The sequence below is a fragment of the Aeromonas sp. S8(2024) genome (genome assembly GCF_041403085.1).
Classification (GTDB): domain Bacteria; phylum Pseudomonadota; class Gammaproteobacteria; order Enterobacterales; family Aeromonadaceae; genus Aeromonas; species Aeromonas dhakensis.
This window is the reverse complement of record NZ_JBGLRF010000001.1, coordinates 780,985-799,166: the sequence shown is the minus strand read 5'-3', so window position 1 is coordinate 799,166 and position 18,182 is coordinate 780,985. Positions and strand designations below refer to the sequence as shown.

Below are 18,182 nucleotides of genomic sequence, written 5' to 3'. Positions count from 1 at the left end.
TTCACTCATTTTTCGTACACGGATCTGCGCCAATGGTCGTATTGCCGTGACGGGAAAATGGTGAAAAATAAGTCACTCACACGGGGCAAGCTTGTGGAAATGAGCGAAACCGTGTAGTTTTTTGCCTTCTCAAGAATTGAATAACCAATCAATAGGAGCGTGTATGCGCATTGTTCTGTTGGGGGCTCCGGGTGCCGGCAAGGGTACTCAGGCTCAGTTCATCATGGAAAAACACGGTATTCCGCAGATCTCCACCGGCGACATGCTGCGTGCCGCGATCAAGGCGGGCACCGAGCTGGGCCTCAAGGCCAAAGCCGTGATGGACGCAGGTCAGCTCGTCTCTGACGACATCATCATCGGCCTGGTCAAAGAGCGTATTGCCCAACCGGATTGCGCCAACGGCTTCCTGCTGGACGGTTTCCCGCGCACCATTCCCCAGGCGCAAGCCATGAAGGATGCCGGTGTTGCCGTGGATTTCGTATTGGAGTTCGACGTGCCGGACGAAGAGATCGTCAAGCGCATGAGCGGTCGTCGCGTTCACTCCGGCTCCGGCCGTACCTACCACGTGGTGTTCAACCCGCCGAAAGTGGAAGGCAAGGACGACGTGACCGGTGAAGATCTGGTGATCCGTGCCGACGACGAAGAGACCACAGTGCGCAAGCGTCTGGATGTGTACCATCAGCAGACCGCACCGCTCATCGGTTTCTACGGCAAGGAAGCGGAAGCGGGCAACACCCGTTACGTCAAGATTGATGGCACCCAGCCGGTGGAACTGGTCAGCAAGCAGCTGGCGACCATCCTGGGCTAAGCCCGCCATTGCCATCGTCCCTCAGGGGCCAGCGGCAATGTGCCATTGAGACAAGGGCCCGACAGGGCCCTTTCTTGCATATAAGACATAACAACAGAAAGACAGGAAGCAAACGTGACCACGAAAACCGGGATCTTGCTGGTCAATCTGGGTACCCCAGCCGCGCCCACCACGGCCGCCGTCAAGGCGTTTCTCAGCCAGTTTCTGCACGATCAGCGGGTCGTCGACCTGCCGCGCTACCTCTGGTGCCCGCTGCTCCACTTCATCATCCTGCCGACCCGCTCCCCCAAGGTGGCCAAGCTCTATCAGCAGGTGTGGACCGAGCAGGGCTCGCCGCTGATGGTGATAAGCCAGCAGCAGCGCGCGGCGCTGGAGCAGGAGCTCAGGCGCGAAGGGGTCGAGGTGCCGGTGGAGCTGGCCATGACCTACGGCTCCCCCTCGCTGGAGGAGGGCTGGCAGGCGCTCAAGGCCAAGGGGGTCAACCGGGTGATCCTGTTGCCGCTCTATCCCCAGTATTCGGTCAGCACCACCGCCTCGGTGTTCGATGGCTGGAGCCGGGCGATGAAAAAAGAGCGCAACCTGCCGGTGGTGCGGCTCATTCGTGATTACCATGCTCACCCCGAATATATCCAGGCGCTGGCCATGAGCGTGCGCCGCCACTGGGAGCAGCACGGCCAGGGCGAGCACCTGCTGATGTCGTTCCACGGCATTCCCGAGCGCTATGAGCGGGAAGGGGATCCCTATGGTCAGCAGTGCCGGCGCACCGCGGCCCTGCTGGCCGAGGCGCTCGGGCTGGAGGCCAGCCAGTGGACCGCCAGCTTCCAGTCCCGTTTTGGCAAGGAGGAGTGGCTCAAGCCCTACACCGATGTGACGATCGGCGGCCTGCCGGCAACCGGGATCAAGCGGCTCGATGTGATCTGCCCCGCCTTTGCCGCCGACTGCCTCGAGACCCTGGAGGAGATCCAGGTGCAGAACCGGGAGATCTTCATGGCCGCCGGTGGCGAGCAGTTTGAATACATTCCGGCCCTCAACAGCGATCAGGCCCACATCCGCATGATGGTGTCGCTGATCTGCCGCGAGCTGGCCTGATCGACACGCCGCCCGTGCCGTACCCCGGAGCGGGCCGTGATTTGTTCGTTATCCAAGGAGAAGGAGTGTCACCATGATGCATATCACCCTGATTTACGCCGGCCTCTTGGGGCTGCTGTTTCTGCTGCTCTCCTTCTGGGTGGTCAAGCGCCGCGCCCAGTTCAAGGTGATGATTGGGGAAGGGGAGGCACCCGAGATGCGCGCCGCCATCCGGGCCCACGGCAACTTCGCCGAGTACGTGCCGCTCACCCTGCTGCTGATGGCGCTGTGCGAGCTGGCGGGGGTCGGTGCCTTCTGGCTGCACCTTGGCGGCGTGCTGTTGCTGGTGGGGCGCATCCTGCACGCCATCGGCATCCAGATCCCCAAGGCGCCGAACATGCCGCGCCTCTTCGGCACCCTCTTCTTCTGGCTCTCGCTCGGGCTCTTCTCGGTGCTGGCACTGGCCAGCGGGCTCGCCGCCGGCTGAGTCTTCTCCGACCCCAAAACCACCTCCTCGCGAGGTGGTTTTTTTGATGGGTTTTGGTAAACGTTTTCCTCTGCAACCCTTGTCTATACTGACTTCATATTTTAATCAGGCGACTTTTCGGCGCGGCGGATTGTGTTAAAATCCCGCCCCTCTTTCCCCCAGAGCACAAGAACATTGCCATGAAATTTCCCGGTCAGCGCAAGTCCAAACACTACTTTCCAGTGGATCGTCGTGATCCCCTCATCTCCCAGAGTGCGGAGCTCTCGGAGCGGGGCAAGGCCTATGTGGTCGGGATTGACCAGACGCTGGTCGACATTGAAGCGCACGTTGACCTGGCGTTTCTCGAGCGTTACGGCCTGAGCCGCGGCCACTCCATGCTCATATCCGACGAGGTGGCGGAGCAGATCTACGACGAGCTCAAGAGCAACAACATGGTGGTGAGCGAATTTGCCGGTGGCACCATCGGCAACACCATGCACAACTACTCGGTACTGGCGGACTCCCACTCCATCCTGCTCGGCGTCATGAGCCAGGACATCCGCATCGGCAGCTACGCCTACCGCTATCTGTGCAACACCTCGTCGCGGGTCAACCTGGACTACCTGCAACCGGTAGACGGCCCGGTCGGCCGCTGCTTCACCTTCATCACCGAAGGGGGCGAACGCAGCTTTGGCATCAACGCCGGCAAGATGGACCATCTGGATGTGGCCCACATCCCCGAGGAGATCATCAAGGAGTCCTCCGCCCTGGTCATCACCGCCTACCTGGTGCGCGGTGAAGATGGCACTCCGATGAAGGACGCGGCCATGGCCGCGGTGCGCTATGCCCGCGAGGCCGGCGTGCCAGTGGTGCTGACCCTGGGTACCCGCTTCGTCATCGAGTCCGACCCCCAGTGGTGGCGCGATTTCATCAGCGAGAACGTCACCGTGCTCGCCATGAACGAGGAAGAGGGCGAGGCCCTGACCGGTTTCTCCGATCCGCTGGCCGCCGCCGACAAGGCGCTGGACTGGGCCGACATGGTGCTCTGCACCGCAGGTCCGGTGGGGCTCTACATGGCCGCCTACACCGAAGATGACTTCAAGCGCGAAACCACGCTGCCGCTGCTGCCCGGCGTCATCCCCGAGTTCAACATGTACGAGTTCAGCCGCCCCATGACCCGCAGTGGCTGCCGCGTGCCCAAGCGCATCTACTCCCACATCTCCCCCTACATGGGCGGGCCGGAGAAGATCAAGAACACCAACGGGGCAGGGGACGGGGCGCTCTCCGCCGTGCTGCACGACATGGTGGCCAACGCCTATCACCGCAGTGCCGTGCCCAACTCCGCCAAGCACGTGGCCGAGTTCCTCACCTACTCCTCCCTCTCCCAGGTGTGCAAGTACGCCAACCGGGTGAGCTACGAGGTGCTGGCCCAGAGCAGCCCGCGCCTGTCGCGCGGTCTGCCGGAGAAGGAAGACAGCCTGGAAGAGGTGTACTGGGAGCGTTGATCCCGCCCTCTGCGCTGAAAACGCCTCCTTCGGGAGGCGTTTTGTCAGGTAAAACCCGCCATCGGGCAGTTTTTTGTGTGATAACCCCCAAGATGCTTGAGTCCATGTCGCTTTTGCGACACCATTTGGCCACCGCATTGCCACTCGGCACTGCCGTGGCCGCAGCACCCGATTAAAGAGAGAGCCCCATGAGTAAGTTAACTGACAATCTTGACGCCAATTTCCAACTGTTCATCGAAGAAGTCCGCGAGTCGGGTCAGGTGTGGGGTCTGCGCTACGGTGAAGACTGGGTGGTCTGCCGCTCTGCCGAGTTCGAAGATGCGGACGTGATGCCGCTCTGGTCCGCCGAAGAGGACGCCCGTCTGCACTGCGTGGACGAGTGGGCCGACTACGAGCCGGAAGTGATCGAGCTGGAAGAGTTCCTCGACATCTGGATCAACGATCTGGACGAAGACGACGTGCTGGTCGGCCCGAACTGGAACGCCGATCTGGAAGGGCAGGAGCTCGAACCCATCGAGCTGGCCAAGGCGCTGGTGGAACTGGACGCCTGAACCAGACTGCATTGAACCGGGCCTTGGCCTGCGTGACGAGAACCGATATCCGTAATGGATGTCGGTTTTTTTATGGCCGGCTTGCAGAACACTGAATGAAAAGGCGATTTGCCTTTGCACCCGCCAAAGGGATGGTCCATCATCAACCTTTTGCCGAGCGGGAGGAGCCATGTTTGTATTCGACGTCACCGGCGCTGCGGGGGAGCGGGCCGAGATCCGGGTCCAGGCGCTGGACTGGGGACAGAGCGGCCCTGTCACTTTTCACTGTGATGACGATCGACTGGCGGTACTGCTGCTGACCGACTGCCGCTGCGATGCGGTGGGCTTCTTCAATCTGCTGGCGGGCTGCAAGCCGCTCTATCTGGAGCAGTGGCTCAGCTATCTGCAGGAGACCGGCCGCATCGCCAAGCAGAGCTGCCAGCTGGAGAGCCCGGCCCAGGAGGATTACCTTGCCAAGGCCGGTCTTGAACATGAGGAGCTCAATGCCCTGCTGGGGCAGGTCTATCAGGTGGCGGGCTTCAACCGGCTGCAGATCAACCGTTACCTCAAGAATCGCCACAATCCCACCGCCCTGGCGACCCGCTACGATCAGAAGGAGCTGGAGCGCTATCGCCAGCTCAACGACATCATTCTGACTCTGTTGAAGTTGAAGCATCCTCAGTAAAGAGCCCGAGCTGGCTGATGTCCGGCCGAAGCGGCTGGGGCCTGGCGATGAGATAGCCCTGCAACCCGTCCACATACATGCCCTGCAGCAGCTGCTTCTGGCCCAGTTGCTCGACCCCTTCTGCAATCACCTGGCACCCCATCCGGTGTGACACGTCGACGATCATCCGCACGAACTGCTGATTGGTGAGATCCTGCTCCAGCCCGGTGATGAGGGCAGGATCCAGCTTGATGTAGTCGGGCTTGAGCTCGCGAAACAGATTGAACGAGCCGATCCCCTTGCCGAAGTTGCAGATGGCGGAGCGGCTGCCGTTGCGTCTGAGCAGCTCGAACACCCGCTTGGCCCCGGTCAGGTTGCGCTCCAGGTGCTCCTCATCCAGCTCGAACACCAGGTTGGCGCTGGTGTTGGGGTCGTTGAGCAGTTGTCGGTCCAGCCAGATCAGAAAGGCGCTGTTTTGCAGCAGATTGCTGGAGAGGTTGATGCCCCAGCGACTCTGATTCGAGCCAAAGGCCCGGTACTGGCGCATGACGTGGATCACCAGCATCTGTTCCAGCCGCATCACCATGTCCAGCCGCTGGGCCATGGCAAACAGGGTGTCGGTGGGCAGCACGGTACCATCGGCACCGCTGAAACGGGTGTAGATCTCGTTGTAGGCCAGCATGCTGCGGTGCATGGGCTGGATTGGCTGATAGGTAAAGTCGATCCGCTCCTGCTCCAGCAGCTCGGTCAGCACCAGCTTCCAGTGATGCTGCCCCTGCAGTTCCACCACGTTGTCATCCTGCTGGATGGCCCAGCCGTTGACCGTCTCGGTCTGGGCGCGGGCCAGCGCCAGATCAGCCCGGGCCAGAATGGCCTCTATCTTCTGGCCGCTGCTGAGCCGGGTCAGCCCGGAGTAGGCGGCGCTCTCCAGCTCGTGCTGCTGCTGATAGTGGTCGAAGGCGATCTTCAGATCCCGCCCGAGCAGGGGAGGCGGTATGTTGGCCTCCGGCCGAACCAGCACGGCGAAGTCGGCCCCCGAGATGCGGTAGACCTGATGGCCAGGAAAGCGGCTCACCACCTTGTTGATGAGATTGGCAATATCCTTGATGTAGGCATCCCCCGACTGAAAGCCGCGCTGGGCGTTGAGCTTGCCAAGCTCGGTGGCGCGGACCAGCACCAGGGTGGCGGTCTGGGTATCCTGATCCCGCTGCAGCAGCTCGGTCATGTCGCGCCGAAAGGCGTGGCGGTTTTGCAGTTGGGTCAGCTCGTCCTGGGTCGCCTGATTGTGCAGTTCGCTGATCTGGCGGTGGGCATCGAGCTCGGCTTCGTTGAAGTGGGCGAGCAGTTGCTGCAGGGCGGCCTGGGCTGTCGGGGTTTCCAGGCAGGTGGGGTCGCGCAGTTGCAGCGCCCGGCACCACACCTGCTCCTGCCTCTCCCGATCCGCCTGTTGCAGCCTCATCACCAGCCGGATCAGCAGGCCAAAGCCGAGCAGGCTGGTGGCGAGGATGAGCAGCAGGGTGAGCGGCGTGCTCACGAAGGCGAGCCAGAGCCCCTGCAGTATCAGCAGGGGAGCACAGATGAGAGCCATCACCATCAGCTGGTTGCTCCCGAGCTTGTTCAACATGGTGTCATCCTTGATGATGTCGTTGATGCTGAAATTCTAACCAAGCTCGCATCGCAAAGCATGCGATCCCGCTCAACTCCTGGAAAAGGGCCAATTGAAATCAGTTAAATGTGAGTGAAACCACTTTCATGACGCCGGAAACAGGCGAAGATGAATCGAGAATGGATCAAAACAAGGCAGAGGTAATTATGTTGTTAGAACCCGTAAATACTGCCAAAGCACGGCAACTATTGAACCAGAGTATGGCCTTGGTGCTCGCGGGGGGACGGGGGAGTCGCCTGAAGCAGTTGACCGACAACCGCGCCAAGCCTGCCGTCCATTTTGGCGGCAAGTTCCGCATCATCGATTTCGTGCTCTCCAACTGCATCAACTCAGGCATTCGCCGGGTCGGGGTGGTGACCCAGTACAAGTCCCACAGCCTGCTGCGTCACCTGCAATCGGGCTGGTCTTTCCTGCGCTATCAGATGAACGAGTTCATCGACCTGCTGCCCGCCCAGCAGAGGGTGGACGAGGTGCACTGGTATCGCGGCACCGCCGACGCCATCTACCAGAACGTCGACATCATCCGTGACTACGGCCCCAAATACATAGTGGTGCTGGCGGGGGATCACATCTACAAGATGGACTATGCCGCCATGCTGCTCGATCACGTGCGCCTTGGCGCCAAGGTGACGGTGGCCTGCATCGAGGTGCCGCGGGCGGAGGCTTCCGCCTTCGGGGTGATGGACATCGACGAGCAGCGCAAGATCCGCGCCTTCGTGGAGAAGCCGGCCAATCCGCCCGCCATGCCGGGTAACGAGCACGTCTCCCTGGCCTCCATGGGCATCTACATCTTCGAGGCGGAGTATCTCTATCAGCTGCTGGAGGAGGACATCCACAACCAGGAGTCCAAGCATGACTTCGGCATGGACGTGATCCCGCGCATCGTGGGAGAGGGCAAGGCCTTTGCTCACCCGTTCACCATGTCCTGCGTGGGAGCCAAGGAGGGGCTGAAACCCTACTGGCGGGACGTGGGTACCCTGGATTCGTTCTGGGAGGCCAACATGGATCTCGCCTCCGTGGTGCCTGAGCTGGACATCTATGACGAAAACTGGCCCATCTGGACCAGCCAGACCATGACGCCGCCAGCCAAGTTCGTGCAGGACCGCAACGGCCAGCACGGCATGACCATCAACTCCATGTTTGCGGGGGGGTCGATTGTCAGCGGCTCCTTCGTGCTCAACTCGGTGCTGTTCACCCATGTGCGGGTGCACTCCTTCTGCACCCTGGATCAGGCGGTGATCTTCCCCGGGGTAGAGATAGGCTCCGGCTGCCGCTTGCGCCGGGTGGTGGTGGACAAGGGCTGCAAGCTGCCCGATGGCCTGGTGGTGGGGGAGAACGCGGACGAGGATAGCCGCCGCTTCTATCGCTCCGAGCAGGGCATAGTGCTGGTGACCAAGGAGATGCTGGCCAAGCTGGGGTGATGTCGCTGCCAACGCCAGACGCCACAACTAAAAAGGGAGCCGATAAGGCTCCCTTTTGCTGTTCAGCCGGTGGCTGATTATTTCTCGGTGATCAGCGCCTTGGCGGCCATCACCATGGCGGTGCCGTGCTTGCCACCGGCGGCAGTCACTTGCGGGACGCCATCTTCGTCGGTGTCACCACCGGCCCCTTCGATGACGTTCTCGCCGGAGTCGCCGATCCACTCGGCCATCTGCATGCCGCCGTTGACGGTGCCGCGGAACCAGCTCACGTAGCGCTGGGTCAGCTGGGCCAGCTCCAGCGCCGGGGCCTTCTCGCTACCTTCGTTGCGCAGGTTCAGCATGGCAGAGCGCAGGGCGCCGGAGATGGCGGCCTGGGTCCAGGGGGTGTATTCACCCTGTTTGCCAGCGAGCCAGGTACCGGCCTTCTGGTTGAAGTAGGCCTTGTCGGCGGCGATGAACAGTTCGCGCGCCGCGGTGCGGTACTTGGCATCCGAGGTGGCCAGGAAGGCGGCGGTCAGGCCGCGGATGGCGGCAAACTGGGCGTCGATGGACTGGCCGGCATCGAGCTTGCCACCCAGGGTGATCCCATCGTGCACCAGCCCATTTTTGCCCTTGAGATTGGCCAGGATGAAGTCGGCCTGCTGACGGATCAGCACCAGCGCCTGCTGGCCCTGAGCGGTTTTCAGGTTCAGCTCGCCATTGTCACCGGCGGCGTAACCGACTGGCAGCGCATCCTGGGCGCGCTGGAAGATCTGCAGGGCGACCAGGCTGTAGGCGGCGTCAAAGGTGGTGACGTGCTTGCCCTGTTTGCCTGCTTGCCAGCTGTCCACCAAGGTGCCGGCCTTGGGCTCGAAGTGGAGGGCATTGAGGTTCTTGAACACCATGCCGGAGAGGTTCAGCGCCAGGGAGAAGGCATCGTCACCCGCTACCAGCTTGGCGGCATCGCTGCCCTTGTTGGCGGCCGGTGCGACAGCAAACGGGGCACCGTCGAACACGGCGTGGAAGGCCGGGTTCTGGTTGGTGTTGGCGCTGCGCTGATCGGTGAAGGCGTAGAACTCGGAGAGCGGCCACAGCATCATCCAGGCGTCGCGCAGCTGGGCGGAGCCATCAACCACCTCCAGCTTGCCGATGGCGCCGACCTCGTTCTTGGCAGTCTCGGTCACTTTCACCTGATGAGGGAAGTAGACGATGCCCTTGGCCGGATCGTATTGCGGAGTGATTTTGGCGCCCAGCTGCTTGCCGTCAAAGCCGAGCTGACCCTGCAGGATGGCCAGCTTGTCGATGGACTGCTCGGTCAGCATCATGCCGTTGAAGCCGTCGGCGGCAGAGACGCCCAGTTTGTGCTTGCCGTCCTGATCCATGGTGGCGGACGCGGCTTCCACCTCTTCATCGGTCTCGGCCACGTGCATGCCGCCGAGGAAGTCCTGGGACCACATCACTTCCTTGAGCAGGATGCCGCCCACGGCCGCCGGTACCAGCAGGTTGTCACTGCCGCTCCAGCGCAGGGTGGCGTAGTCGCGGAAGTAGGCCGGCACCTGGGTCTTGACGCTCTTCTCGTTGCCCTTGGCGGTCTTGATGGTGATCTGGTCGCCGTTGACCGGGGTGGCGTTGACGGCTTGTGCGAACTCCGGGTTGGCGGAGGCGTAGGGCAGGGAGAGGGGATACATGCCCTGCGGCACTTCATCGGTCGGGAAACCGACCGCATCGGCCATGGCCAGCACTCGCTGGCCGAGGGTGGCCATGGTGCCGCCACGAGCCAGGTTTTGCGGCCCGTTCACCAGGTGCGGGCCCATGCCGGATTGATAGTTGAGGGCGTACATCGCCTCTTCGGAGTATTCATAGGATTCGATGCCGGCGGCGAAGTCGAACGGAGTCGGCTCGTCGGCGCGGTTGGCGTCCAGCACATCCAGATCCAGACCGAGGGCCTCGGCCAGCGGCTCGCCGGAGAGCTCGAATTCGGTGTAGGCCAGCATGTTGGCGGCGGTGTTGAATGTCTTGTCTTCTACCTTGACGGCGGCGTGTGCGGCGCCGCTCAGGATCGCGCAGGCGATCGCCTGGACCAGTACGGTTTTTCTCATGTCCCTTCTCACCATATGTTTGATTTTATTATGACGCTTCTCATGAATCTAAATGAGAATGGTGTGCATTATGAGGCAAAGGGGGGAGCTTGAGAAGAAAAAACCGCGCCCCTGGAGTTGAAGAGAAGAGGGGCGCGGTTGGGGGTCAGAGCAGCTTGAAGGGGATCACCAGTCGACCCGGCTCTACCTTGAGTGCTTCGACCTTCTCCTTGATCCGCGCCTCGTTCTGGCGGCTGCCGTCGAGCCGATAGACGGGGGTCTGGGAGAGGAACAGGGAGAGGGACTGGTTGAAGGTGGGCAGCAGCGGGGTGAGGGCGGTGCCCACGTCGGCCGGCTCGGTCTTGACCGAGAGCAGCTCGAGATCGCGCAGATAGATGGCCCCCTGCTCGGCCACGTAGTCGGGGCGGGCGCTCAGGGAGAAGCGGATCTTCATCTGCTGGCTGCCGAGCGGGCTCATCACCTGCAGGTCGCCGGCGGCATCCAGCTCGACCCGGTCAGCCTGGCGGCGACCGATGCGGCTCTGCATCTCATCGAGGCGGATCTTGCTCGACATGATGCCGGGGATCCCCAGCTGTTTTTCGAAGGCGACCCTCTCTTTGAGGTATTGGTTGATCTCCCCTTCGCTGACGTTGTACTGGGTGAGTGAACAGGCCGCCAGCAGCAGGCTGAGGGGGAGCAGAAGCAGGTGCTTTAACATCGAGGATCCCGTGGGTTGAAACAATGGTCATGAAGATGGCGCCATCTTAGGGGTAAATGGCGTTCGCTGCCAGCGCGGGCGGTGAGTCCGCGGTTTTTGTCGCAGCCTCATATGGGGTGTTGGCAGCGGTGCTCATACGGGAAAGAGGGGTCGGCCCTGCACGGCGGGCCAAGACGGGCAATATCCACAGATAAGTTCCAGTTTTATCGGCATAAAAATCCCATTGACCGGGGGATTTCAAAGCGAGTATTTTACCGCCGCACAAATACAAATTGATAATCATTATCATTTTGAATCATATTTGAGGGTGTAACGTGGATACTCTTGTGATGGAAAATAGCGCGCCTGCCCAGGCTGCGTCACCGCCCGATTTCTTGTTTACCTCGGGGCAGGGCACGATCAGTGCCACTGACCTGGGCCAGCCTATCACCACCCCCGCCTGTGAATGGCCTTTGCTGGAACAACAGATTGCCGACGCGCTGGCCGCGGCCAGCGCCGCCGGCCAGAGCAACCCCCTGCTGATCGGTGCCTTTGCGTTCGACCCGGCGGAGGCCTCCTGCCTCTATGTGCCCGGCCGCTATAAGCGGGGCGATAAACTGGCCCCGACAGAGCCGTCATCGGTGACAGCGGCCGAGCAGGCCGCCGAGGCCAACCGGGTCATCTCGGTACAGAGCACCCCGCCGGCCAGCGAATTCCAGGCCTCGGTCAGCGCGGCGCTGGATGCGTTTGCACAAGGCCGGCTATCCAAGGTGGTGTTGTCGCGCAAGCTGACACTCACCCTGCACCAGCCCGCCGATCCGAAGCGGGTGATGACCCGTCTGATGGCCCAGAACCCCCACGCCTTCCACTTCTCCCTGCCGCTTGGCCAGGGCCGCCGTCTGCTCGGTGCCAGCCCGGAGCTGCTGCTGCGGGTCAGCGGGGGAGAGGTGTTCACCCATCCGCTGGCGGGCTCCGCCAGACGGGCGAGCGAGCCGGCGCAAGACGAAATGGTGGCCCGGGATCTGCTGGCCTCTCGCAAGGATCAGCATGAACACAAGTTGGTGATCGACGAGATCCGCCGGGTGCTGACCCCCCACTGCCGCGAGCTGGCGATCCCGTCCAGCCCCTCTCTGATGAGCACGGATACCCTCTGGCATCTGGGCACCCCCATCGCCGGCCGGCTGCTCGGCGGCGAGGCGTCGGTACTGTCACTTGCCTGCCAGCTTCATCCCACCCCGGCCCTGTGCGGCTATCCTACCGAACTCGCCCGCCAGTTTATCCGTGAGCAGGAGCCCTTCCGGCGCGCCCTGTTCAGCGGCATCGTCGGCTGGTGCGACAGTCAGGGCAACGGCGAGTGGGCCGTGGTGATCCGCTGCGGCGTGCTCGATGGCCATCAGGTGGAGCTGTTTGCCGGCGCCGGCATCGTCGCGGGCTCGGATCCCGCCATGGAGTGGGCCGAGACCGGCACCAAGCTGGGGACCATGCTCAAGGCCCTGGGCCTGGATTTGGAGGTGGCGCAATGACGCAGCTTCAATATCTGGGCTGGCCGAGTGGGCAGCCAAATCTGAAAGCCCTGGACCTGAGTCCGGAGGTCGCGCAATGAGCGATACCAACCGCTTCCTGCCCTATACCCGCTGGCCCGACGAATTGGCCCAGCGCTACCGCGCCAAGGGCTATTGGCGCGGTGAGCCGCTGACAGCCATGCTGGTGCGTCAGTGCGAGCAGGCCCCCGACGCCGAGGCCATTCTCTGCGGCGAGCGCCGCTTCAACTATGGCGAGCTGGACGCCGCCTCGAGCCGGCTGGCCGCAAATCTGGCCCGCCGCGGCCTGGGGGCAGGGGATACCGCACTGGTGCAGCTCCCCAACGTGGCCGAGTTCTATCTGGTGTTCTTTGCCCTGCTCAAGGCCGGCATTGCGCCGGTCAATGCGCTCTTTAGCCACAACCGGCTGGAGCTCCTCTCTTATGCCGAGCAGATCACACCGCGCCTCTTTATCGGCTCGCTGGCTCATCCGCTGTTTGCGAGCAAGGGGCGCGAGAGCGAGCTGCTGACAAGCATCGGCGCCGAGCTGGCGCTGCTCGATGGCGACACAGGGGCGCTGGGGCTGACCCGCTGGCTTGGCGAGGGGGATGAGGGGATCTCCCCATCCGTCTCCTTTGCCCCGACCCCGGCGAACGAGGTGGCCTTCTTCCAGCTCTCCGGTGGCAGCACCGGCACTCCCAAGCTTATCCCGCGCACCCATGACGACTATTACTACAGCGTGCGCCGTAGCAATGAGATCTGTGGCCTCGGCCCTCATACCCGCTATCTGTGCGCCCTACCGGCGCCCCACAACTTCCCCCTGAGCTCCCCCGGGGCGCTCGGGGTGTTCGAGGCGGGCGGTACCGTGGTGCTGGCGCCGGATCCCAGCCCCATCAGCTGTTTCCCGCTCATCGCCCGCCACCGGGTCAACCTCACCTCGCTGGTGCCGCCGGCGGTCTCGCTCTGGTTGCAGGCCGCGGAAGCGGACCCCACTGCACGCACCCAGCTCGAGAGCCTCGACTTGCTGCAAGTGGGTGGCGCCAAGCTGGGAGAGGCAGTGGCCAGCAAGATAGGGCCGCTGCTCGGCTGCCGGCTGCAGCAGGTGTTTGGCATGGCGGAGGGGTTGGTCAACTACACCCGGCTGGACGACCCCGACGAGAAGGTGATCCATACCCAGGGCCGCCCCATGAGCCCGGATGACGAGGTGCGCATCCTCGATGAGGCGGGCAACCCGGTTGCCCCCGGCGAGCCTGGCGCCCTGCACACCCGCGGTCCCTACACCTTCCGCGGTTACTACCAGAGTCCGGCCCACAACGCCCGGGTGTTCGATGCCGAGGGCTTCTACTGCTCCGGTGACCTGGTGGTACAGGATACCGATGGTTACCTCACCGTGGTCGGGCGGCAGAAGGATCAGATCAACCGGGGCGGCGAGAAGATCGCGGCGGAAGAGGTGGAAAACCAGCTGCTGCACCACCCGGCCATCACCCATGCGGCCCTGGTCTCCATGCCCGACAGCGCCATGGGGGAGAAGAGCTGCGCCTTTATCGTCAGCACGGATCCCGCCTTGAAGCCGCTGGCCTTGCGCAAGTTTCTGCGTGAGCGCGGGGTGGCGGACTTCAAGCTGCCCGACCGCTTCGAAACCCTGGACGCCCTGCCCATGACGGCGGTGGGCAAGATTGACAAGCAGGGGCTGCGGGCGCGCATTGCGCACGCCATCGCCGCCAACCAGTCCCTGACAACAGCATAAAACTAAAAAGGAATCATGACGTTATGGCTATCCCAACCCTGAACAATTACGCCATGCCCAGCCAGTGGAAGGCCAACAAGGTCGACTGGTCTCTGGATCCCAAGCGCGCCGCCCTGCTGATCCACGACATGCAGGAGTACTTCACCGCCTTCTATGGCGAAAACAGCCCGCTGATCGCGGCGCTCACCGAGCACCTGGCCGCCGTGCGCAAGCAGTGCAAGGCCCTCGGCATCCCGGTCTTCTACACCGCCCAGCCCAAGGATCAATCCCCTGAAGATCGCGCCCTGCTCAACGACATGTGGGGCCCGGGGCTCAACAAACGGCCCGAGCAGCAGCAGGTGGTGGCAGCACTCTGCCCAGAGCGTGACGACACCGTGCTGGTCAAGTGGCGCTACAGCGCCTTCCAGCGCTCCGAGCTGGAGCAGATGCTCAAAGCGCTGGGGCGGGATCAGCTGATCATCGGCGGCATCTACGGCCATATCGGCTGCATGATGACCGCCTGTGACGCCTTCATGCGCGACATCCAGCCCTTCTTCCTGGCGGACGGGGTGGCGGACTTCTCCCTGGCCGACCACCAGATGGCGCTCGACTACGTGGCAACCCGCTGCGGCAAGGTGATCCGCTGCGAGGAGGTGCTGGCCCTTGCGCCGGCTTCCGCGTCTGCCGCCCAACCCACCAATCCCTTGCTGACGTATGAGGGGCTCAAGGCACGGCTGCTGAGTCACATCGACGAGGACGAAGGGGAGTTTGACCCCGACGAGAACCTCATCGACTACGGTCTGGATTCGGTGCGGATCATGGCCCTGCTCACCGAGTGGCGCGCCGCCGGGGTGGAGCTCGGCTTCGTGGATCTCGCCAAGCTGCCGACCCTCAACGGCTGGTGGCGCCTCATCGAGGCCAAGCTGGCAGCCCAGGTGCTGGAGGTGACCCCATGAACCGCTTCCCCTTGACCATCCCCCAGCAGGGGCTCTGGTCCGGACATCTGCTCAACGACGACAAGGCGATGTTCAACACCGCCGAGTGCATCGCCTTCGACGGCAAGGTGGAGGCGGCAGTGCTGGTCGCGGCCCTTGCCAAGGCGGTGGGAGAGTGCGAGGCGCTCAAGGGCCACTTCGAAGACGATAAGGAGGCGGTCTGCTTCGTCTCGCATGAGCTGCCCCTGGCCTATGAAGAAATCTCCCTCGAGCGCGACGACGAGACGCTGGCCCGCGCCTGGGCCTGGGCCGATCTGCGCCGCCCGTTCGAGTTGACCCAAGAGGCGCCCTGCCGCTTCGCCCTGCTGCGCGGCCCCGGCCGTGATTATCTCTACAGCTGTGTGCACCACATCGCCCTCGACGGCTTTGGCACCACCCTGCTGTTCCAGCGCATCGCCGAGCTCTATGCAGAGGGGCTGGCCGGTGAGATGCACTCCCCATCCCCCTTCGGCTCGTTGGCTGAGGTGCTGGCGGAAGAGGCGAGCCGCGAGCTAAGCGGCAAGAACGCCGCCGCCCGCGCCTTCTGGCAGGAGCAGCTGCAAGGCTGGCCCGAGGTGAAGTCCTTTGGCGAGACCCGCGCGCCGATTGCCGCCGAATTTATCCGCGAGAGCCGCCCGCTGCCAGCGGCGCTCTGGCAATCTCTGACCGGCTTTGCCGACGAGCACAAGCTGGGCTGGCCCGATCTGCTGCTGGCCGGTCTCTCTGCCCAACTGTCGCTTTCGAGCGGCCAGGATAAGACCCTGCTCGGCCTGATGATGATGAACCGCATCGGCTCGGCATCGTTGACCGTGCCCTGCATGCAGATGAACATTACCCCGCTGGCGCTGACACTGGGTGAAGAACTGGATCTGGCAGGCGCCGCCGGCGCCGTGGCCAAGGCCAAGCGCGGGGTGCGCAAGCACCAGCACTACCGCTACGAGCTGCTGCGCCGCGACCTTGGCCTGGTGGGGGGCGACAAGCGCCTGTTCGGCCCCCTGGTCAACATCATGCCGTTCGATCACGCTCGTCGCTTCGGGCCGCTATCTGCCCATATTCTCAACATCAGCGCCGGCCCGGTGGAGGATCTCACCATCGAGGTGCAGGTCGGCGCCGATGGCCAGCCCAGACTGGATCTGGACGCCAACCCCGGCTGCTACCGGCAAGAAGATCTGGCAGCCATCGCCGATACCCTGTTTGCCCTGCTGGGGCGCTGGCTGGCCGAGCCCGCCCAGACCCTGGGGACCCTCAAGGCCGACTGGCTGGCCGAGCAGCGGGCCAGCGCCCTGATCGCCGGCCCCACCCATGAAGTGATCAAGGCTCGGCCTGTGCTGGAGGCGCTCTGCCATTTCGCCGCCCAGACCCCGCACAAGATTGCCTTGATTCAGCGCACGGCGCAGGGAGAGGCCCGCTTCAGCTACGAGGCGCTGCTGGCCAGAGCCGAACAGATGGCGGCCGCCCTGCAGGCCGAAGGCGTTGCCCCCGGCGACAAGGTGGGGGTCATGCTGGCCCGCACCCCCCAGGCCATCTTCGCCCAGCTGGCGGTACTGCTGGCGGGCGCCGTCTACGTGCCGCTCGATCCCGAGCAGCCGCTGGAGCGCCAGGGCCATATCCTGCGGCTGGGGGAGGTCAAGACCCAGATCACCCAGGCCGAGTACCGCCACAAGCTGGCCAGCCTGTTTGAGGGGCGCACCCTGCTGGCGGGGGATCTGGTAAGCGACGATCGGCTCAACCAGCCGGCCGCCGGCCGCGCCGTCGCCTACCTGATGTTCACCTCGGGCTCGACCGGCCTGCCTAAAGGGGTGGCGGTCAGCCACGGCGCGCTGGATCACTTTGCCGCCGCCGCCCGCTGCCGCTATCACCTGGATGAAGAGGCGCGGATGCTGCAATTCGCCCCCTTCAACTTCGACGCCAGCATCGAGGAGGTATTCGCCACCCTGAGCGCCGGTGCCACCCTGGTGCTGCGCACCGACGCCCTGCTCGAATCCATGCCCGCCTTTGCGGCCGGGGTGGAGCAGATGGGGATCACCCACCTCGACCTGCCCACCGCGTTCTGGAACGAGTGGGTGGTGGCGCTGACGGCGGGTCAGGCCCACATTCCTGCCGGGCTTACCACCGTCATCATCGGCGGCGAGGCGGTCTATCCCGAGCAGCTGGCCCAGTGGCAGCGTCAGGGCCGCTCCGATGTGCGCCTGTTCAACACCTACGGCCCCACCGAGACCACAGTGGTGGTGACCACCCAGGAGCTGCAGCAGGAGGACCCGAGCCAGGCCCAGTTGCCCATCGGCCTGCCGCTGCCCGGCATGCAGGCGCTCATCCTGGGGGCGGGGGAGCAACCTGCCGAGGAAGGAGAGCTGGTGCTGCTCGGCCCGCAGCTGGCCAACGGCTATGTGGGGGGCGTGCAAGGGAGCTTTGGCACCCTGCGGGTTGGCGCAGAGCAGATGCCCGTCTATCGCACCGGCGATCGGGTGCGCCTGGTGGCTGGCCGGCTGGTCTACCTCGGCCGGCGTGACAACGAATTCAAGATAAGCGGCTATCGCATCCAGCCCGGCGAGGTGGAGGCCCAGCTGCTGGCCCTGCCGGGGGTGGACGAGGCCTGCGTGCAGGGGGTGAGCATCGGCAGCGTGCGCCGGCTGGTGGCCTTTGTGGCGGGGGCGGAGCGCGACAGCCGGGTCATCAAGGCGCAGTTGGCCAAAGTGCTGCCTGCCGCCATGATCCCCACCGACTATCGCCACTATGACCAGCTGCCCCGCACCGGCTCCAACAAGCTGGATCGCAAGGCCCTGCTGGCCGCCTACCAGGCGGGCGGAGAGGCCCTGACCCTGGGCAGCGAGACCGAGAACCGGGTCGGCGCCATCTGGCAGCAGATCCTGGGGCTAGCCACCATGGCGCCCATGGACAACTTCTTCGAACTGGGGGGCCAGTCCCTGCAGACCATCCAGATCGTCAACCGGCTCGGCGCCGAGTTCGGGGTGCAGGTCAAGGTTTCCGACGTGTTCGATCACCCTCGGCTGGATGATTTCTGCCGTTTCCTCGACGGCCTGCTTGCCGAGGATGAAGAGAGCGTGGAGATGGTGTGGTGA

Annotated in this window: 14 protein-coding genes; 11 read left to right on the top strand and 3 right to left on the bottom strand. The window is 63.6% G+C overall.

Features of this window, described 5'->3' with window-relative positions; translation table 11 throughout:
• Nucleotides 1-163: 163 nt before the first annotated feature.
• From adk to ACB031_RS03370, 6 genes are all read left to right on the top strand, one after another.
• Nucleotides 164-808, top strand: coding sequence for an adenylate kinase (gene adk / locus ACB031_RS03395; RefSeq protein ID WP_005301834.1), 645 nt, complete (start codon nt 164-166; stop codon nt 806-808).
• Between the two features lie 114 nt (nt 809-922).
• On the top strand, nt 923-1,897 hold the full coding sequence (gene hemH, locus ACB031_RS03390; protein WP_005301832.1) for a ferrochelatase: 975 nt from the start codon (nt 923-925) through the stop codon (nt 1,895-1,897).
• A 73-nt stretch (nt 1,898-1,970) separates the two neighbouring features.
• Nucleotides 1,971-2,363: an MAPEG family protein gene (locus ACB031_RS03385; RefSeq protein ID WP_005301828.1), complete on the top strand. Its 393-nt coding sequence runs from the start codon at nt 1,971-1,973 to the stop codon at nt 2,361-2,363.
• Nucleotides 2,364-2,542: 179 nt separating this feature from the next.
• Nucleotides 2,543-3,847, top strand: coding sequence for an inosine/guanosine kinase (locus tag ACB031_RS03380; protein ID WP_005301825.1), 1,305 nt, complete (start codon nt 2,543-2,545; stop codon nt 3,845-3,847).
• A 188-nt stretch (nt 3,848-4,035) separates the two neighbouring features.
• Nucleotides 4,036-4,398 (top strand): DUF2750 domain-containing protein, encoded by a 363-nt coding sequence (locus ACB031_RS03375; protein ID WP_005301823.1) that lies wholly within the window; start codon nt 4,036-4,038, stop codon nt 4,396-4,398.
• A 169-nt stretch (nt 4,399-4,567) separates the two neighbouring features.
• The gene (locus ACB031_RS03370; RefSeq protein WP_010633746.1) at nt 4,568-5,062 is read left to right on the top strand and encodes a hypothetical protein; all 495 of its coding nucleotides are present in this window, start codon (nt 4,568-4,570) and stop codon (nt 5,060-5,062) included.
• Here the strand turns inward: ACB031_RS03370 and ACB031_RS03365 are convergent.
• Entirely contained in the window at nt 5,025-6,665 is a 1,641-nt protein-coding gene (locus tag ACB031_RS03365) for an EAL domain-containing protein (protein ID WP_371138999.1), read from the bottom strand. The genes ACB031_RS03370 and ACB031_RS03365 overlap by 38 nt on opposite strands.
• Nucleotides 6,666-6,853: 188 nt before the next feature.
• Here ACB031_RS03365 and glgC point away from each other — a divergent pair, with 188 nt between their 5' ends.
• Entirely contained in the window at nt 6,854-8,128 is a 1,275-nt protein-coding gene (gene glgC / locus ACB031_RS03360) for a glucose-1-phosphate adenylyltransferase (RefSeq protein ID WP_005301813.1), read from the top strand.
• 77 nt (nt 8,129-8,205) lie between these two features.
• Here the strand turns inward: glgC and ACB031_RS03355 are convergent, their stop codons facing one another.
• Nucleotides 8,206-10,206 carry a hypothetical protein gene (locus tag ACB031_RS03355; RefSeq protein WP_371138998.1) on the bottom strand — a complete coding sequence of 667 codons (2,001 nt, stop codon included), beginning with the start codon at nt 10,204-10,206 and terminating at the stop codon, nt 8,206-8,208.
• A gap of 145 nt (nt 10,207-10,351) precedes the next feature.
• Nucleotides 10,352-10,903, bottom strand: coding sequence for a lipoprotein (locus ACB031_RS03350; RefSeq protein ID WP_005301806.1), 552 nt, complete (start codon nt 10,901-10,903; stop codon nt 10,352-10,354).
• Between the two features lie 314 nt (nt 10,904-11,217).
• Here ACB031_RS03350 and ACB031_RS03345 point away from each other — a divergent pair, with 314 nt between their 5' ends.
• The 4 genes from ACB031_RS03345 (at nt 11,218) to amoF (ending at nt 18,182) form a co-directional block, all read left to right on the top strand.
• Nucleotides 11,218-12,405: an isochorismate synthase MenF gene (locus tag ACB031_RS03345; RefSeq protein WP_371138997.1), complete on the top strand. Its 1,188-nt coding sequence runs from the start codon at nt 11,218-11,220 to the stop codon at nt 12,403-12,405.
• Nucleotides 12,406-12,481: 76 nt separating this feature from the next.
• Nucleotides 12,482-14,149: a (2,3-dihydroxybenzoyl)adenylate synthase gene (locus ACB031_RS03340; protein ID WP_371138996.1), complete on the top strand. Its 1,668-nt coding sequence runs from the start codon at nt 12,482-12,484 to the stop codon at nt 14,147-14,149.
• Between the two features lie 23 nt (nt 14,150-14,172).
• The gene (gene amoB, locus ACB031_RS03335) at nt 14,173-15,084 is read left to right on the top strand and encodes an amonabactin biosynthesis bifunctional protein AmoB (RefSeq protein ID WP_371138995.1); all 912 of its coding nucleotides are present in this window, start codon (nt 14,173-14,175) and stop codon (nt 15,082-15,084) included.
• Entirely contained in the window at nt 15,081-18,182 is a 3,102-nt protein-coding gene (gene amoF / locus ACB031_RS03330) for an amonabactin biosynthesis non-ribosomal peptide synthetase AmoF (protein ID WP_371138994.1), read from the top strand. Before amoB ends, amoF begins: the two co-directional genes overlap by 4 nt.